Source organism: Paenibacillus sp. EKM301P, assembly GCF_011800295.1.
GTDB lineage: Bacteria > Bacillota > Bacilli > Paenibacillales > Paenibacillaceae > Paenibacillus > Paenibacillus polymyxa.
Genome location: NZ_JAALFM010000023.1, coordinates 1 through 19871 on the forward strand (window position 1 = coordinate 1; position 19871 = coordinate 19871).

The window sequence follows — 19871 nt, forward strand, 5'->3', positions numbered from 1 at the left end:
CGAACCAGCACCACCGCTTCGCGCACGCCTTCCACCCGCAGCAGCTGCGACTCGATCTCGCCCGTCTCGATCCGGTAGCCCCGGATTTTCGCCTGGTTGTCGATCCGGCCGATGAAGTCCACGTTGCCGTCTTCCATCCACCGCGCCAAGTCTCCCGTGCGGTACAGCCGCTCGCCCGCGGCGAACGGGCTGTCTACGAACTTCTCTTCCGTCAGCTCCGGACGGTTCAAGTACCCGCGCGCCACTCCGACTCCGCCGATGACCAGCTCGCCCAGCACCCCGACCGGCATCGGATTCAGGTGCGCGTCAACGATGTAGAATTTCGCATTCAGCCATGCTTTGCCGATCGGCACATGGCCTGTCTGCGGCAGCTTCGCCAGCTCCTCGTCGTAGAAGCTGGAGTCGATCGCCGCTTCCGTCACGCCGTATGCGTTGATGATCCGGAACAACGAGCCGAAGCGTTCCTGCAAGGTCCGGTAATCCGCCACGCTGCAGCTGTCCGAGCTCGTGATCAACAGCTCCATCCGGCTCATATCCAGTTGCTGCTCGTGCACGTACTCTAGGAACGGCACGATCAGCGCTGGCGTCGATTCGAAGATGGTGACCCGCTCCTGCTCAATCCAATGGTGCAGACGAGACGGATCAATCCGGTCGTCCTTCGGCACAATCACCATCGTGCCTCCGTTATACAGCGTCCGCGCGATATCTCCCACGAACACGTCGAACGAGAAGCTTGCGAGCTGCAGCAGCCGCACCGGGAACTGATCCAACCGGTATTCCCGCCGGTAGCTCGCCGCCGTATTCACCAGGCCGCGGTGCTCGATCATCACGCCCTTCGGCTTGCCCGTCGTTCCCGACGTGTAGATTACGTAAGCCAGATCCTCCGGACGGGCTTCATGGAAGCTGTCGGTGCCAACATTCTGAGGGCTCTCATCACCGTCGTCCACAGCATCCGTCAGCTTGCTGGAAATGCCGAAGACAATCGGCGCATTCGCCCGCTCCTCGCTGTACGACGCTTCGTCGTCCAGGTACAGCACCGCCGCTAGCGCCAGCTCCTCTTCGCCGAGCCAGGCTTCGGCACGCTCTCGCAGCGCCGTTTGCGTCAGCAGCACCTTCGCTCCGCTGTCTTCAAGCATGAACCGCACGCGCTCCGCCGGGTAATCCGGGTCAAGCGGCACATACGCCCCGCCTGCTTTCCAGACGGCCAGCACGGCCACCAGCAAGTCCACCGAACGCTCGGCGAGAATGCCGACGATCGTCTCCCGGCCGATGCCGCTTGTGCGCAGCGTAGCCGCCAAGCGGTTTCCCCGCTCGTTCAGCTCCGCATACGTCAGCCGGTCGTTCTCGTACACGACGGCCGCCGCTTCCGGCGTGCGCTCCGCCTGTTCCTCGAACAGCCGGTGGAACGCCGCCGCAGGAGCCGCTTCCGGCTGCGCCGGGTTAAACGCGCCGAGAATTTGTTCTTTTTCCTCTGCCGTCAGCAAGTTCAGCTCGGCAATCTTCGCATCCGGACAGCTTACGATCGCCGCAAGCAAATGTCCGAAATGAGTCGACAACCGCCGGATCGTGCTTTCTTTATAAAGAGCCGTTGCGAATTCAAAGCTGCACTCCAGGCCGCCGTTTTCTTCCGTAACATCCACACTCAGGTCGAACTTGGCCGTACCGTATTCGCTAGGGTACGGGGACAATTTCAGCCCTTCCAGCTCAAACTCTTTATCCTCCAAGTTTTGCAGGGAGAACATCGTGTCAAACAGCGGGTTGCGGCTCAAATCCCGGCTGACCTGCACTTTATCGACGAGCTCTTCGAACGGATAATTCTGATGCTCGTAAGCACCTAAAGTCGTTTCTTTCACTTCTTCCAGATACGACAGGAAAGTCTTCTCCGAAGCCGGATAATTGCGGAGCGCCAGCGTATTGACGAACATTCCGATCAAAGGCTGCATGTCTCCGTGCGTTCTGCCCGCAATCGACGTTCCGACGATCAAATCGTCCTGACCTGTGTATTTATGCAAAAGCACGGTATATGCCGCAAGCAGCACCATATACAGCGTCGTTCCTCTTTGAGCGGCCAGTTGCTTCAAGCCTTCGTTCGTTGCCTCGTCCACGAAGGACGTCAGCGTTTGTCCCTCAAAGCTCTGCACGGCAGGACGCGGATAGTCCGTCGGCATTTCCAGAACCGGCAGTTCACCCCGGTAACGGTCCAGCCAGTAAGCTTCCTCGCGTTTCAACTGCGCTTTTTGCTCGTCCGACTGCTGCCATACCGCATAGTCCTTGTATTGAATGCGCAAAGGCTCTAATGACTCGCCACCGTACAGACGAACGAGTTCCTCGACTAACACATCCATCGAAACCCCGTCGGAGACGATATGGTGCATGTCGAACATCAGCAAATAACGTTCGGTTGCGAGCTCTACGAGCTCCACCCGCAGCAGCGGAGGCTTCGCCAAGTCGAAAGGTCGGATGAAGGCCTGCACGACTTCAGGCGCTTCTTCCTCGCTCGCATGACGGTACTCGACGGCAAAGTCGACGCTCTCGTAAATGCGCTGTACTGCTTCGCCTTGTACGATCTCAAAGCCGGTTCGTAGCGTTTCGTGCCGTACGATCAGTCCGCGGAAAGCCTTCTCCAGCAGGCTCCGGTCAATCGATCCTTCCAGCAGCAGCACGCCCGGCATGTTGTAGCTCTGATCGGACCCTTCTAGCTGATTCAGGATAAACAGCCGCTTCTGAGCTGAGGAAAGCGGATAATATTCTCTTACGCCTGCCAGCGGAATCGACGAGAATGACTGCTCTCCGATCCGGGTGATGGCGAGAGCCATCTCTTCGATCGTCGAGTAGCGGAATACGTCGCGCAGAGGCAGCTCGACGTTCAGCTCCTGATGCACCTTGCTCACCAGTGTCGTCGCCCGCAGGGAATGGCCGCCCAGGTCGAAGAAGTTGTCATGAACACCGATGTGCTCCAATCCGAGTACGCTTTTCCAAATTCCGGCCAAGCTGGCTTCCAGCGGAGTCCGAGGCGGAGTACGTCCTTCGCCCGGCTGCAAGCTCTCCTCCGGCGTCGGAAGGGATCGGCGGTCGACCTTGCCGTTCGCCGTCAGCGGGAGCCGCTCCAACTGGATCAGGTACGCCGGGATCATGTAGGCCGGCAGTTCCTGGGAAATCACGTTCTTCAACTCGGCCGCTGGAAGCTCGCGGTCCGCTTCATAATAGGCGCAAAGCTGCTTCTCGCCGAAGGCGTTTTCCCTCGCGAATACCGTCGTTTTCCGAATTCCCTCCACTTTCTGAAGCTGAGCTTCGATCTCGCCCAGTTCAATACGGAAGCCGCGGATTTTCACTTGGTCGTCCGTCCGTCCCACGTATTCGATCGTGCCGTCCGGCAGCCATTTGGCCAAATCCCCCGTTCGGTACATGCGCTCTCCCGGTACAAACGGATTGTCGACAAATTTCTCCGCCGTCAGCTCCGGCCGGTTGTTGTAGCCCCGTACCAAACCTTCTCCGCCGACGCAAAGCTCTCCAGCCACGCCGATCGGCAGAAGCTTATTCCGGCTGTCGACGATATACACCGTCGTATTGCTGATCGGCCGTCCGATGGGTACGGTAACCGCCGACTCATCGACAAAGTCGACCGGAAGGTACGTGGTATAAACCGTGCTTTCCGACGGGCCGTACAGGTGGTTAAGCCTGCCCGGTCCGATATGGGCGAGCGCTCGACGCACATGGCCGACCGACACGCGCTCTCCTCCAAACAAAATCGCCCGGACATCCCGCAGGCAGTCGACGTTCACATCTACAAGGACGTTGAAGTAAGCCGTCGTAATCAGCATGACCGAGATGCGCTCGTGCTGGATGAGATCCGCCAGCCGGCCGATTTCCAGCAAAGTCTCGCGGGGAACCAGCACCAGCCGCGCCCCATTGGTCAAAGCGCCGAAAATATCGAAAATCGCTCCGTCGAACGAATAGCTTGAAAGCTGGAGGACATGATCCCGCTCGGTGATGTCGATATAATTCGTATTTCGCACGATCCGCACGATGTTGCGGTGCGAAACAAGGTTGCCTTTCGGCTTGCCCGTCGTACCTGACGTATAGATGACGCAGGCCAGATCTGTCGCTTCGGTGCCCGGATTAAGATTTGTGCCGTCCTCGTGATAGAAGGACTCGTCATCCAGTAAGATCACGGAGTCCGAACCCGCCAGGCGCTCGCGCAAGCGGCTTTGCGTCAGCATGACCTGCGCTCCCGAATCCTCGATCAAGAAACGGATACGCTCCTCGGGATATTCCGGGTCAATCGGTACGTAAGCCGCTCCGGCTTTGTGTGCCGCCAGCATACCCACCACCATTTCGATGGAACGCTCAGCCATAATGGCGACCAGACGGCCTTTGGATATCCCGTGGCTACGCAAGGTACGGGCAAGGCGATTGACGCGTTCGTTCAGCTCGCGGTAGGTCAGCTCTTGCTCATTCAAGGAGATGGCAGCTGCATCCGGGATGCGCTCCGCCTGCTCTTCGAACAATTGAATGAGCGTCTTCCCGCGCGGAAATTCCGTGATGGTGTCGTTAAAACGTCCGAGAAGGTCGGCCTTTTCCGCCTCCGTCACAAGTTCCAGCTCGCCCACTGTAATTTCCGGGTTATCCGTCACCTGCTCCAGCAGATGGACCAGATGCCCCTTGAGCCGCTCGATGCTGTCTTTATCGAACACTTCGGCGTTAAAGTCGAAACGAATTTCGATCTCGACTCCCGGCACCACGGTCACGTTGAAGTTATAGTTCGTCTGCTCCTCCATCTGAACGTCAGCGATCGTCAGGTCTCCGTGCTGCTGGTCGCCCGCCTGCTCCATCTGCTCGTCCACCGGATAGTTCTCGAAAGCGATGATATGGTTGATCAGGTTCTGCTTTTGCACGCTGCGGGCTTGAATTTCATACAGCGGATAGTAATCATAACGACCAGACTCCAGCGCCCGCTCTTGGAGCTTCACCATCAGGTCGGCGAACACGGTGTCCGCTTCGCTCGTGACGCGGACCGGTACCGTATTGATGAACAGCCCGATCATGGACTCGATGCCCGGGATTTCCGCCGGTCTTCCGGCCACGACGCTGCCGAATACGGCATCGTTTGTCCCGTTATATTTTTGCAGCATCACGCCCCAAGCGGCTTGCAGCAGCGTATTGACCGTAACTAGGCGCTGTTTCGCCACCCGGTCCATTCGCTCGCTCAAATCCTTGCCGAGCTCGGCGGTGACGTGATCAGCCGTAAATCTGCCGTTTGGCGCCGGTTCCTTTTGTCCTGGGAGTACGGTTTGCCCTTCATAACCTGCCAGGAATGCCGTCCAATAGCCGGATGCCGCCTGATCGTCCTGTTTCTCCAACCATTCGATATAAGCGCCATAATCCGATCCCTTATCTCCCGCTGGCTGCTTGCCGGATGCCAAGGCCGAATACGTCTCAAACAGCTCCTGCGTCAGCTGCGGCAGGCACCAGCCGTCCATCAAAATATGCTGGAAACTCCACAGCACATGATAGCTTTGCTCTTCGGTGCGCAGGATCGTAACCCGAACGAGCGCATCATGTTCCAGGTCGAAGCCGCGAAGCTTGTCATCCTCGGCCTTTTTATCCAAATACGTTTGTTTCTCGTCCGCCTGCAAATGGAGCAGCTCTTCATATTCAAAGCCGACCGGCTTGTCGCGGTATATGATTTGCAGCGGCTCGCCCGCCGGTCCTTTCACAAAATTTGCCCGCAGCACCAGATGACGTTTCGCAAGCTCCATCCAGCTCCTCTCGAAAAGCTGGACGTCGAGTGCTCCCCGCATCGTAAACCGCGTTTGCTCGAAGTAAGCGGCCGTCTGCCGGTCAAGCGCGCTGTGGAACCACATGCCCTTCTGCATCGGCGTAAGCGAGTAAATATTCTCGATTTCCCCGAGATGGCCCGAGCGCTGGGCGATTTGCTCCAATTCCGCGATGGTCAAGCCTTTAAATTGCACGTCGCTCGGCGTCAATTCGGTGTTTTCTTTGCCTGCGCAGTGGGTAATGAGCTCTCGGAGACTTTGCTCAAGCCGCTGAGCGAAGGCTTCCATCGTTTCCTTGCGATACTGCTTCCGGCTGTAGCTGAGATCGAGCGATAAAGCGCCGTCCAGCACCATGCCGTTGATATCCAGCACAAAGCTGCGGGCCTGCCGGTCGCTGGCCGGGCTGCCGCTGGAATAAGAAGATATGCCGATCTCGTCCTGGTTGACATCATCGTCGAACTGACCGAGGTAGTTAAAATTAATTTCCGGCTCTGCACCCCAAACAAAGCCATCCTCCGATTTGGAGAGATAGCGGCATACGCCGTACCCAAGCCCTTTGTTCGGAATGCGGCGCAAGCTTTCCTTGACCTGTTTAATCTGATAGGCCAAATCCCGGTCGGTTTCCGGCTCCAGGACGACCGGAAACTTGGTCGTAAACCAGCCGACTGTGCGCGTGATGTCGATATCCGTTCCGATCGATTCGCGTCCGTGTCCTTCGAGATTGATCCGCACCCGTTCGTGTCCCGTCCACTTGCGAATGGCTATGCCGAGCGCCGTTACCAAAATATCGTTCATTTCGGTGTTGTAGGCCCGGTGAACCCGCTTCAGCAGCAGTTCCGTTTCTTCGGGAGTCAAACAGACGAACAGCGATTCGCTGTCCTGCTGCGTCGTAACGTCCGCCTCCAGATCCTTCGGCAAGGCCGGAACCGCAATTTGTTCCACGGCCTGCCAATAGGCCCGTTCCTTCGCCATCTCCGGGCTTTGCACGTAAGCGGCCAACTGCTCGGACCAAGTGCGGTACGCATCCGTTTTTGCCGGGAAACGAATTTCCTCACTTTTGCCGGCCTGCTCGTAACCCAGGGCGAAATCCTCCATCAAAATACGCCAAGACACGCCGTCCACCACGGCATGATGAACCGCGAGCAGCAAATGATCGCCGTCCGCGCATCGGAACAGTCCTGCCTTCACAAGGGGCCCGTTCTCCAGATCGATGCCCGCTTGAATGTCCGTTGCCTTCGCTTCCACAGCCTGCGCGGTATTCTCTGCATCCTTGAAGTCGAACACGTCCAGCGTGAACAGCCCGCCTTCTTGAATCGCACGGTTCCGCGCGCTAAACCCTTGTTCCGTTTTGCGGAACACCATCCGCAAGGCGTCATGATGCTCGGACAGCTTTTGCAGCACCTGACGCACCGTCTCTTCGTCGAAGCGTTCCTTCCGGTACAGTATCACCGACTGGTTGAAATGATGCGGGTCCGCAAAGGAGCTCTCGAAAAACCAATGCTGAATCGGCGTCAGCGCCGTTTCACCCGTTATTTCGCCTTGATCGATGGTACGTCCGATCGGTTTCACACGCAGGCTGAGCTGTGAAATAGTCGGATATTTGAACAAATCCCGGATTTCCAGCTTGTACCCGGCTTGATGAAGCCGCGAAGATACTTGAATGGACTTGATCGAGTCTCCGCCCAGCTCGAAGAAATGATCCGTTACCCCAACGCGATCGGCGTTCAATACCGCCTGCCACACATCGACAAGCGTCCGCTCGGCTTCATTGCGGGGAGCTACGTACGCGCCGCCGGTCAGTGCGTTTCCTTCCGGGGCGGGCAAAGCCTTGCGGTCGATTTTGTCGTTCGGCGTGAGCGGCATCCGCGGAAGCTGAACAAAATGCGCCGGAATCATGTAATTCGGCAATTTTTGCGCCAGCGCGCTTCTCAACTCGCCGAGCGTAAGCGGGTGGCCCGCGACCAGGTAAGCGCACAGTTCTTGCCCGCTTTTGCCTTCCCGCGCGATTACGATCGTCTCCTGCACGGAGTCGATCTTCAGAAGTTGCTCTTCAATCTCGCCGATCTCGATCCGGAATCCACGGATTTTCACCTGATGATCGATCCGGCCCAAGTACTCAATATTTCCGTCCGGCAGCCAGCGGGCGAGATCTCCCGTCCGGTAAAGGCGTTCTCCAGGCGCAAACGGATGTTCCACGAACTTCTCTGCCGTCAGCTCCGGATGGTTCAAGTAACCTCTCGCAAGCCCCACGCCTGCCACACAAAGCTCGCCGTCCACTCCCGGAGGCACAAGCTGCAGGTGGGCATCCAAAATAAAAATCCGGTGATTGGCCAGCGGGCGCCCGATCGGAATGACTCTGCGCTCCGACTGCTCCTCATCCGCATCCCAAAGCGTCGTAACAATCGAAGCTTCGGTAGGGCCGTAAGCATTGAAATAGTGGACCTTCGGTTTCCACTGCTGCACGAATTCGGCCGATACCGCAGAGCCTCCCGTTACGAGCTTCGTTAAGCTGGGAAGGCGGTCCGGGTTCAAATAAGCGCTGTACGTTGGAGGCAAAATCGCCGCCGTAATCGCATGCTCGTTCATATAACTCTCGAACAAGCGGGTGTCGAGAATCGTCTCGGCCGTCGGGATATACAAAGCCGCGCCAAAATAGAGCGCTTTGAACATTTCCCAGCAGGACGCGTCGAACGACAGGCTGGCAAATTGAACGATCCGGTCATGCTCCGTGATGCCTAGCCTATCCGCGAACATTAGCTTCAAGCTGACCAAACCGCGATGCTCCAGCATGACCCCTTTGGGTTTGCCCGTCGTACCTGACGTATAGATGACATAAGCAAGATCATTCGGACCGCTGGCCGGCTCCAAGTTCGAGCCATCGTCGCTGTAGGTCTGCTCGTCATCCAGCGCCAACACGGTTCCTTCGAACGGCACCTGCTGCAGCAGCTCCCTTTGAGTCAGCAGCAGCTGCGCGTTCGAGTTCTCCAGAATGTAGCGGATGCGTTCTTCCGGGTATTCCGGGTCGATCGGCACGTAGGCACCGCCAGCTTTCAGAACCGCCAGTATGCCAACGACCGTCTCCAGTGATCTCCTGGCCATCAAGCCTACCAGCTGATTGGGCAGCACACCGACCGATCGCAGCGTCCGCGCCAGCCGGTTCGCCCGTTCGTTCAGCTCCGCGTACGAAAGCCGCCGACCCTCAAAGACAACCGCCGTCGCTTCGGGCACCCGCTTCGCCTGCTCCTCCACGAGTTGATGAATCGTCCGATCACGGGGATAGTCCTTCTCGGTATCGTTAAAGCTTTGCAACAATTGAAATTTCTCGTCCTCCGACAGCATGTCCACACGCACGATGTCAAGCTCCAACTCGTGAAGCCCCACGGTCAGCAGGCGATTCAGATGGCCTACGACCCGAGTCATGAACTCGGAGTCATATAAGTGCTCGTTATATGACAGCGCTAGCTGTATCGCCCCGCCTGTTAAGCTGAATTCAAAGGAACAATCCGTGACCACGTTTTGCCCAATTTCGTCCAGATGCAGTTCCTTAAGGGATACTAGCGTATGGACGGCGGGTATCCCGTCTGCATATTGCAGATCCAGCTTCTCCGTCATTTTCAAGAATGGAATATGTTGATGCTGAATCGCTTCCGGCAAGGAAGTCCTCAGCTCGCTCAGAAGCGTTTTAAAAGTCGCACCCGCCGAAAGCGAGTTTTTCAAAATGAACGTATGATTAACGGATCGGCGCGTCTCCGTCGGTTTCCGTACAACCGGCATGCCGACCAGAATGTCAGAAGCGCCTGTATATTTATGCAAGAGTGACTGAACACCTGCGAGCAAAATCATAAAAGTGGCCAGAGGAGCGCCCTTGCTCATTTGAAGGACGCGCTGCGCCACTTCCTCCGAAAGCGTTCCACCGACGGTTGTCATAATGGGCGTCAGGGAGCTTGGAGCTTTGCTGTAAGGTAGCCGCGTCAAGGTATAATCGTCGCTACCGAATTTTTCGTTCCAAAACAACGTTTCTTTTTCAAAAGCCATCTGGATCGTTCCCCTCTCTTCATCGGTAAAAGCAATCCGGCGGAGCATATGCAGCAGCAACGCTCCAGCCTCGCTCTCCGCCTTTTCAAACATGTGCCAACAATGTCAATGGCTTTCGCCAGGTCACCGCTTCGCTTGCCCGGTTGATCGCATGCGGCAATCCTCTGTCTAGCAGCTGCTCGGCTCCCATGCGTGAAAGACAACAAAGAGCATCGTTCTACGCAAGAGAAGCGCTACTTCCGGCTCCTCTGCTTCATTATGCTTGCTGCGGACGAGCCGCCCGAAGACGGTCTTTGGTTTAACAATGGGTTCGGAATTGGATTCGGGGGTTGGACAAGGGATGTTCCTCCCATCGATGTAAGGCTTGCTGTAGGGTTCCGGCTGGCCAGCAGGAAGTCGGCCGTACCTCCGGATTCGGCACCGGAGCTGCCTTTGTCGAAGCCTATGTTTAAGGGATATTGATACACTCTATGTACGATTTGTGTATTCCCCCGCCTGGTGTGGATAAGTAAAGATCGGCTGCGGGGTAGTGAGCTTTTCCTGACGATTAGATGTGACGATGGTGCTGCATGAGGCTCAAAGAATGCTCCGTATGGCATGAACCGGACAGCCCTTGGATTGGCGGAGAATTCCAGCTTTTCAAAAATGATCACGCGCTTCATCCTCCATCGGAATTGGGATAAGGTTGGATTTGTCCTTTCTGAACCTTCCGACGTCATGGAGCAACATACTCTCGGCTGTCATTTTCCACAATTGTCGGTCCCCGCATGCCGGCTTGCTGGGTAGCCAGTGGACTGGTCTCTCGCGCACAGCTTGGATAGGTATAAAAACCATCAAATTCTATTTTCTATCATAATTGGAAAGTTGACCTATGTAGAATTATATCAAAATTTCCAAGAATGTATAGTAAAACTTCAGTTAAATTTGGTCTGTCCAACATAAGATGTTAATATTTTGCCTAAAAAGAGCGAATGGAGAGGAAACGCTGGGAATGGTTTGCCATCAATGAGGAATTCGACGAATGTCGACATTCAGACGGGGTGCCGGCCGATTTGGGAGATCTTCCCTGTAGATATTCTCTGCCGGTGCTCCGAATCCTTGCACTTTGCGATAACTTAACATGATTACCTAACAAATTTCTGGAAGCCTAGCTGAAAACGTGACTGGATGTCAGCTAGATATTCTGCTGGAAAATCCGCGAAAAATCCCGCAAGGTATCTTCCGTCAGATAAAAGAGATACCTCCCGATGGGAAGCCATTTTCTAAAATAATCATGGATTGTAGAGTAGGCTGTATTAGATGAGTCATATCCACTACCCAATAGCGCTTCGCTATTAAATATTTCACGATTTGCATGCAGTACCCACTTGGTAAACCAAATAATTCATCTTGTTCTCTTGTAACTTTCGCAAAAAATATGCAATAAATTTTATACTTTCTTCTTGTTTTATTGTAAGTAACATATCTGTATTCATAATGATGGGAAGCTTATTCTTGGGGTCAGTTGGATGTTTAATGCCTAACTTTTGTGCATAGAGGGTTTTATCTAGGGGTAATAAAGGAAATTGTTCGCGAATATCAATCACTTGCTCTGACCACTCCATTTGGTAATGATGTGTCAATTCAAAGTGTTTAGACAGATAATGGTGAAGTCGACCACTTTTCCAACCAAGAATTCGAGTAACTATCCCTATTGAAGGTACATCATGTACAGTCAACCAAGGTTTATATTCCGAAAAGTGGCCTTGACCTCTTCCTTCTTTGATTTTCCGTTGAATAGATGCTATAGATCTACTCCTAAGATATATTTTAGGTTTACTTCAAAATACAAATGTAGAATATAACAACTCACCGCTTTATACAATAGCAAAGTAATATTTTTTAGCTATATTTTACTTCGTAGCCTATTCATAGGCTACTCATAGGGTATGAATAAGCTATAATATGAGCTATTAAGTAGGCATAATTAGTAAGCATATGGGTCGGGTAAAAACCTATTTGATATTCTCAATAGAGGTGAACTCATGAATACTTTGGGACACCAATGTAGAAATTTAAGACTACTCCATAAATGGACACAAGAGGAACTTGCTAATAAAATCGGGGTAACTAAACAGGTTGTTTCTAATTGGGAGCGAAATGTAGCACGGCCTGAAATTAATCATTTAATAATCTTTAGCAAAGGTTTTTGATGTTACAACCGATTATTTACCCTGTATTGCTAATCAAATGCCGTTCCCCTACTATGTGGACTCAATTGATACAATTCATTCGGACCTTAATAACGAGAAAATCATAAAATCCTTTGATCTTTTAGCATTTCTCTTCGGACAATAAAGTTGTGTACAAAAATCCAATATATGTGATTTATATTTTTTATTAAAATCCTAAAAATATGAACGTTAATTCCTTATAAATATGTTGTCCTGTTGTCCGAAGAAAATAAAGTATTAAACTGGTGAGCACTTCATTAAGCCAACTGGCAGAATAGTGAGAGAAAATGAACATTCTTAAAGCGGTGCCACTGAGGGTAGAGGAATAACTGTGTTGCTATTAAAGCTGGATGGATTACTATACGAAATATAAAGGTCAAATAGCCGGGTTCATTGAAAGGCAGCGGTACTCCCACTCAAACGAGTAAGGGTGAACTACTGCCGTTTCTTTTTCAGATTCGTTTTTAGATTCCTGGGATTATAGTTGCAAACTTATATAATCAATCTAAGTGAAGCACGGCTTTGCCCGAGAATTTCCGTTCCATAAGATTACGGGCAACGGTGTCAATTTCGGTCCAAGGCGCCTCCACTTGGATACGTGGGATTAACCGCTCATCTGTGACCAGCCGGGCCAGCAAACTCAGATCGTCCGCGGCTGATTGACGAGTGAGTTCCTCACCTAAAAAGAAGCTGTACAAGGTTCTTCCTCCGCTGGTCACCATATTCTTCATATCGATCATTGCGGTATTTGAAGAGGAAAATCCTACCGCAACGCAAATCCCTTGGGGCGCTAGCTGCGGCAGCAACGCCGCCAGCGCATTGCCGCCTACTGAATCGATGATCAGATCGTACGGCCCAAATTTGCTGGCTGATGAAATTGCGGAATATCCAATGATCACTTCGTCGGATCCGACCTCCCGAACAAGCTCAGCCTTCTCTTCCGTGCTTGCCGTACCTACAACGTATGCGCCGGATTGGACTGCAAGCTGATGGGCGAATAGCCCAACTCCGCCGCTAGAGCCTGTAATGAAAATCCGTTTGCCAAGCAGCATGCCGCCTTTTCGAAGTGCATAAAGAGCCGTGAGCCCTGCTACGGGGAGGGTAGCCGCCTCCGTAAAAGTGAGTTTGTCTGGGATTTCGGCCAACAACGATACGGGAGCAGCCACCTGCTCGCTCCAGGCTCCCATCGGGAGCAAACCAACAACCCTAGCCCCTTTTTGCGGTCCTGCGCCGTTCTCTGCCGGCTCGATGACAATCCCGGCGAAATCCCAGCCAGGACGGCTAGATATTTCCTGATTTTTAGCGTCACTCACTTCACCGCGGTTGAGTGAGACGGCCTTCACTTGCACAAGCGCTTCCCATGGCTTAGGCTGCGGGGCGTCAACTTCCTTGAAGGCCAAATGAGACGGGGCATGCGGATCAACAACAATAGTACGAATCATATCGGTTTTCCTCCATGTTGGTTATGGTCATTAGATGAACTTCATTTCAATGAGGAGTATACTTTAAATAAAGGTTCGGCCCAAGTGCAGAACTACACTTCATGAGAGAAGGGAAGAGAAGATGGATATAGATACGGAGAATTCCAGACATAGAATCGTAATGGGAGAAATTGAAGCCCTGCGGATAAAACGCCAGCAAAAGCTTGTCGATCGACCTCAACCCTCCTTGAAACGATTTACTCAACAAGAGCTGAACGACGAGGCTTTTCCTTCGTATAAAAATCTGCTGGTTGGACGTACCCGCCGCATACCGACCCGCCAGACGATAATAAATATTGCAGAATATCTTGAGTGTACATCCGACGAGCGTAACGATTTGCTTTTGGCAGCCGGCTTTCTTCCAATTCAGACCGAATTGTATGGACGGTCGTTGGAGCGTGCATTAGAGTGGGCTCAGCAAACGATGAGGAGTATCCCTTTTCCCGCCATGGTCGTAACACATACTCAGGACATCAAGGGATTAAATGAGCCGTTTCATCAATTGTTCGAAATCCCTCTCGACCGTTCATATGACGGTTTAATGAATAGGGTCGATTTACATTTTAATTCTGGTTTTCCTATCCGGTCCCGCTCCACGTTTGACAAGGCGTCGTTTAAGCAGTGGGAGGAGCACATCATAAACGGAATACAAGCCTTTAAGAGTGAGCACATGCTCTCGCGTTATGATGCGTGGTATCAAAAATTGCTGGATAGAGTTCAGAAATATAACGCGTGCGAATATCTGAGTGTGCCGGATGTAGGGGGAAATGTTGATCAAATACAAACAATTCTAGCCAGAATAGAAAGCTCCGGAGACCTTATTCCCGTACGCTACAGACAGGTTTCGATTTCCGCAGGCGGCCGCTTATATCCGCAAATTGAGGTTTTCCTACCGGTAGATTCTGCCGCGCGCACAGTTTTCGAGAACCTGGGATGTCCAGCTGATTGTACATTTGTCTAATCCGATACTTACAAGAAGATGGAAACGAAAAGTTATTGGTAGCTGATAATTCAGAATAGGTGGTTTATTAAACTATTGGGGAACGTTAGTTGAATGACAACAGCGGCAGTCTAAGGCTTTATTTATCAAGTCTTGGTCTGCCGCTGCTTTATATTAATTGTTCAGTCTAAAACTCATTTTTCAAAAGCTGACGATTCTTCAGTTCAAAAACCTCGCTAAATCAACAACTCTAGTCTAATACTTTATTTTCACCGAACACCTGTCATTAACTTTTCTAATATTTCTTTACCATAATATCGATTTCTATTTAAACCAAAGCTGCCGACTTGATTTTAACAAATCCTGATGACACTTGTTCATCAGGATTTTGATTTTACTAAAAGTGATTCTTTTATTATGTTTCCTTAATATTTAGCACACAACTTTATTGTTTAGTACATAACTTTATTGTCTGTAGACAGCATTTCTAAATTCTGGTTTTCGAATTGAATTAAATGAGCAGTATTAGAACAACAAGATTTGAATCTAATCGGTAAAAATATTACCCTTTTTAATAGAGCATTTTCTGTCTCTCCTTTAAAGAAAAGATATAGTAAATGGAAAATTTTAGTACCCATTAGTTCACTTAAAGAAGTAGCGCCTCACACCTTCTTTTACAATTTAATTAACTATGTGATAGCTGATGATTCTTTTACCACCAATCTACATTCTTCATAATCTTCAAATTCATTTCTTATGTAAATTGATTTTAGATCAGTTGGGATATATCTAATGCTGAGATTCGAACCGCCTTCTTTCAAAGCTCTTTCTAACCATTTCTCACGTACGGCTCTTGAGCAAGTATAAAAAAACTGCTGAAACAGAAACCGTGGGGTGTTACAAAAGCAATATGCTAAGTGAATTTAGGGATATGAATTATTACACTCCTTTCTCTATTCATATTATAGTCATTGTTAATTTTTTTATATATAAATGCCAGGAATAATTGGTATACGGATAATTCGTGACTTTTATGTACCAAGATTAAAATGAGTATTTCTAAGACATATTATTAAGGAACTCCCGTAAAAGATTAGTACCGAACAATCTTCAGTTTTATAAAATCAATAATTTCATCTCTATCTTCTTTAGTAAGTTTTCGAAACAAAGAATAAGTTCTAATTCCTGAGCTTCAATGGCTAAATTAAAAATAGTGTTCTTTGATACAGGCGTATCTCCAACGATTAACCACTCTATATGGGAATTGAAGTTTTCTTTAATTGCTATAATTATATCAAGAGAGGGTCTGTATTTATCTTGCTCCAGCTCACTCAACGTTCCTTGAAAAATTCAAAATCATATTTGCAAACTTTATTTGATTTAAGTTGTTTGTTTTTCTAATCGTTCGAATTCGTTGGCCTATTGTAGACATAATTGCCCTCCTAAACTAAAAAGATCCCGATATATCATCGGGATCTTTCTTGATGTTTGTAAAATGACTAGTTCCAGACTTTTTTTACTGGTTCCACACTTTTTTTATCACCAGACAATGAATTTAGAATTTTACTAAAGCTTATTCTACAGTAACACTTTTCGCCAGGTTACGTGGTTTATCAACATCATGACCTAGTGCAAGCGATGCGTAGTAAGCCAACAGTTGGAGAGCTATAACTGAAATGGCAGCCGACAGAATCGGAAGTGTTTTTGGAATTGCAAATACTTGATCTACGGATTTCAACAGCTCGACAGCATGCTCTTCATATGTGATTGCAAGCACGTCACCGCCACGAGCTTTGACTTCCTTAATGTTGCTCACGGTTTTTTCCAACACGGATTCCTGTGTTACCAAAGCGATAACTGGAATTCCCTCTTCGATCAATGCCAGTGTACCATGCTTCAGTTCACCCGCAGCATATGCCTCGGAATGAATGTAGGAGATTTCCTTGAGCTTCAGGGAACCTTCCTGTACTACAGCATAGTCTTGACCACGACCAATAAAGAATAAGTGCTTGTTGCTAGCAATTTGCTCAGCATAGGCTTTGATCGCATCTGCTTTACCCAACATCTCTTCTACTTGCTCTGGCAGTGATTCCATAGCAGCCAGCACATGAGCTACTTGCTCATCCGTTTGTGTGCCACGTACTTGAGCCAGATACAGACCCAACAGATAAAATGCAATCAACTGGGAAGAATACGCTTTGGTGGAGGCTACGGCAATTTCCGGTCCTGCCAGTGTAACCAACACATCATCTGCATCACGGGCGATAGAGCTGCCGACTACATTTGTAATCGCCAGTACATGAGCCCCGTTTGCTTGTGCTTCACGCAGTGCTGCCAATGTATCAGCAGTTTCACCGGATTGACTCACCACGATCACCAATGTCTCTGGTGTTACGATAGGAGAACGGTAGCGGTACTCGGAAGCTACATCGTTTTCTACCGGAATACGAGCCATACTTTCAATAACCGTACGGCCAATCAAACCAGCATTGTAAGCTGTACCACACGCTACAATTTGAATGTTGCGGATATTTTTAATTTGTTCTTCTGTCAGCTTCAGCTCTGGAAGAACAACTTTTTTAGTATCTTTATCGATACGACCCAACATCGTGTCACGGTAAGCCTTAGGCTGTTCGTGAATTTCTTTCAACATGAAATGCTCATAGCCGCCTTTTTCCGCTGTAACAGCATCCCATTCGACATGAATCATTTCCCGAGAAATAAATTGGCCTTCGATTGTCATTAATTCGACAGCATCACTAGTCAGAACAGCCATTTCGCCATCGTTCAAAATAAATACATTGCGTGTATATTTCAGAATAGCCGGAATGTCGGAACCGATAAAGTTCTCGCCTTCTCCCACACCAATAACCAACGGACTGGCTTGACGAACAGCTACCAGCTTATTAGGCTCGTGCTCGGTCAGCACTCCCAGTGCAAAAGCACCGCGCATAAAGGTAATTGCTTTTTGTACTGCTTTAACAATATCTCCTTCATACTCACGCGCAACCAGATGGGAAATGATTTCTGTATCCGTTTCGGAAATAAAGGTATGACCTTCGCTGATCAGCTGTTCCTTCAGTTCCAGATAGTTCTCAATAATTCCGTTGTGAACTACAGAGAACTTTTGGCTCTCATCCAAATGCGGATGGGAGTTTTCATCAGAAGGCTTACCATGCGTTGCCCAACGTGTATGTCCGATGCCTGCATGACCTACCAACGGTGTACCATCCAGTTTAGCTTCTAGGTTCGCCAGACGACCTTTTGCCTTGGCTACTTGCAGTCCTGAATCTGTAAACACGGCAATACCCGCAGAGTCATACCCGCGGTACTCCAGCTTCTTCAGTCCGTCAATCAATACCTCTTGCGTATTCTGATTACCAATATATCCTACAATGCCACACATATTCGTTATCCTCCCGATCATCATTTCACAAGACGACTCATCACAGGACTAACGTGTGCGGTAGATTGTGGAATAAAGTTCATTCATCTATGAAGTTGTCAATGATAACTATAGAATTTACAGGCATCTCTTCACGAATGTAACGAAATTCCCAAACCGCGCACGCCAATGATGATGGCCGCACATTCATGAAATGAATCTTATAATTTAGGTTATAAAATAATTAGGGCATCTACCGGTGCGTTGTGTAAACAGTTGCCTGTTCATTTTCCGCTGCCGGTTTACGGGTTGATGCTTCACCGGAAGGTCCCCGCCGAATGTTTCGAACACCTTCACCTCGTCAGCTTGCTTTGTCGTGAACCGATTGCGAGCAACATCATCTCAACGGAATCTATTGCTTCTCCACCAAGTTCCCCCGCACAAAATCAAGCTCTGGCGCTTGTAATACGTTACCTCACAACCCTCGCTTTCTCTATCTGAGTCACAGCATCCCTATATTATATTCAGCAGAGCATCATTTGGCAATGACACTTTATTCATAATTACACCCTAAAGGCATTAAAGCATTAGTGAATAACTACAAACGCGGTTGCCTGCTTGTGTTTAACAGGCAACCCACGTTTACAAAATTTTAAACTAATTCTTTTTTCACGACATCTACGATCTGTCCGACAAATTGCTCCAGCTCATCCTTATCCGGGCCTTCGGCCATCACACGAATAAGTGACTCTGTACCTGAAGCACGGACCAATACACGCCCATTATCGCCCAATTGTTGTTCCACCTGTTCAATCGCTTCTGCAATCGCAGGGTTCCCCTCGTAATTACGTTTGTCCTGCACACGTACATTTACAAGAACTTGTGGATATTGTTTCATAAGCGATTTTAGTTCGCTCATCTTCTTGCCAGAAGCTTTCAGGGTATCTACCAGTTGAATCCCCGTCAGCATGCCATCGCCTGTCGTATTGTGATCAAGGAAAATAACATGACCAGACTGCTCACCGCCCAGATTAAATCCACCCCGACGCATTTCTTCCATCACATAACGGTCTCCAACCGCAGTTTTTGCAGTCTTGAGAGCTAGCTTTTCAGTAGCTTTATAAAAACCGATATTACTCATTACTGTCGACACAATAGTGCTGTCCTTGAGTTTTCCAGCCCGGTTCATTGCATCTCCGCAAATACAGAGAATGTAGTCTCCATCAACCTCTTCCCCGTTCTCATCAATTGCGATTAGGCGATCGGCATCGCCGTCAAAGGCAAGACCAATGTCCGCTTTCAAGCGGCGCACTTCCTCTTTCAGCTTTTCAGGATGAGTCGAGCCGCAATGATCATTGATATTCAATCCGTTTGGCTCCGCGCCGATCGTGTGCACTTCAGCTCCCAAATCTGCAAAAAGCTTCGGCGCCAGCTCATAAGCTGCTCCGTTTGCACAGTCCAGCACAATTTTTAGACCTTCAAAAGAATGAGTAATTGTTGTTTTCAAAAATTCCAGATAATCGTAGCGGGAATGCTCGTCTACAACAACCGTACCCAACCCGCTGCCAATCGGACGAGGCAATTGGTCTTCTTTTGCATCCATGAGCTCTTCAATTTTCAATTCAGTTTCATCGGTTAATTTAAACCCATCGCCGCCAAAAAACTTAATCCCGTTGTCCTCAACAGGATTGTGAGATGCTGAGATCATGACACCAGCGTCCGCTTTCAATTGTCGTGTGAGATATGCCACTCCAGGCGTCGAAACAATACCTAGGCGAACCACATTAGCCCCAATAGACAACAAACCGGCTACCAGTGCCGATTCCAACATCAATCCGGATATCCGTGTATCCATACCAATAACAACTGTCGGTTTCTCTACATTACCTGCTAAAACATATCCGCCGCAGCGGCCAATGCTATATGCCAGTTCGGCTGTTAGTTCCTGATTAGCAATGCCTCGTACACCATCTGTACCAAAATATTTCCCCATGTAAAATGACTCCCTTTTTTTGTCTAATAATCTTGATCATTTACTAC

At 49.9% G+C, this 19871-nt stretch carries 9 protein-coding genes; 2 read left to right on the forward strand and 7 right to left on the reverse strand.

Going from position 1 to position 19871, the window contains the following annotated elements:
• From HFD99_RS24430 to HFD99_RS25845, 3 genes are all read right to left on the reverse strand, one after another.
• A partial coding sequence (locus HFD99_RS24430; protein ID WP_167441029.1) for a non-ribosomal peptide synthetase occupies positions 1–9905 on the reverse strand: 9905 nt, incomplete at its 3' end.
• A gap of 140 nt (positions 9906–10045) precedes the next feature.
• A complete protein-coding gene (locus HFD99_RS24435) occupies positions 10046–10474 on the reverse strand; it encodes a hypothetical protein (RefSeq protein ID WP_123797684.1) in 429 nt (142 codons plus the stop codon).
• Between the two features lie 681 nt (positions 10475–11155).
• Positions 11156–11530, reverse strand: a complete 375-nt coding sequence (locus HFD99_RS25845; RefSeq protein WP_025365923.1) for a TnsA endonuclease N-terminal domain-containing protein — start codon at positions 11528–11530, stop codon at positions 11156–11158.
• A 306-nt stretch (positions 11531–11836) separates the two neighbouring features.
• On the opposite strand from HFD99_RS25845, the gene HFD99_RS24450 reads away from it, so the two are divergent.
• The gene (locus HFD99_RS24450; RefSeq protein ID WP_016818708.1) at positions 11837–12004 is read left to right on the forward strand and encodes a helix-turn-helix domain-containing protein; all 168 of its coding nucleotides are present in this window, start codon (positions 11837–11839) and stop codon (positions 12002–12004) included.
• Between the two features lie 521 nt (positions 12005–12525).
• Here the strand turns inward: HFD99_RS24450 and HFD99_RS24455 are convergent.
• On the reverse strand, positions 12526–13467 hold the full coding sequence (locus HFD99_RS24455) for a zinc-binding dehydrogenase (protein ID WP_025365924.1): 942 nt from the start codon (positions 13465–13467) through the stop codon (positions 12526–12528).
• Between the two features lie 121 nt (positions 13468–13588).
• Here HFD99_RS24455 and HFD99_RS24460 point away from each other — a divergent pair, with 121 nt between their 5' ends.
• Complete coding sequence (locus tag HFD99_RS24460; RefSeq protein WP_016818710.1) at positions 13589–14467, forward strand: hypothetical protein; 879 nt, start codon at positions 13589–13591, stop codon at positions 14465–14467.
• 1095 nt (positions 14468–15562) lie between these two features.
• Here the strand turns inward: HFD99_RS24460 and HFD99_RS24465 are convergent.
• The 3 genes from HFD99_RS24465 to glmM all read right to left on the reverse strand — a co-directional run bounded on the left by HFD99_RS24465 (position 15563) and on the right by glmM (position 19824).
• Positions 15563–15781 carry a hypothetical protein gene (locus HFD99_RS24465; protein WP_051517969.1) on the reverse strand — a complete coding sequence of 73 codons (219 nt, stop codon included), beginning with the start codon at positions 15779–15781 and terminating at the stop codon, positions 15563–15565.
• Between the two features lie 238 nt (positions 15782–16019).
• On the reverse strand, positions 16020–17852 hold the full coding sequence (gene glmS, locus HFD99_RS24470; protein WP_016818743.1) for a glutamine--fructose-6-phosphate transaminase (isomerizing): 1833 nt from the start codon (positions 17850–17852) through the stop codon (positions 16020–16022).
• A 631-nt stretch (positions 17853–18483) separates the two neighbouring features.
• The gene (gene glmM, locus HFD99_RS24475; RefSeq protein WP_016818744.1) at positions 18484–19824 is read right to left on the reverse strand and encodes a phosphoglucosamine mutase; all 1341 of its coding nucleotides are present in this window, start codon (positions 19822–19824) and stop codon (positions 18484–18486) included.
• Between the last annotated feature and the right edge of the window lie 47 nt (positions 19825–19871).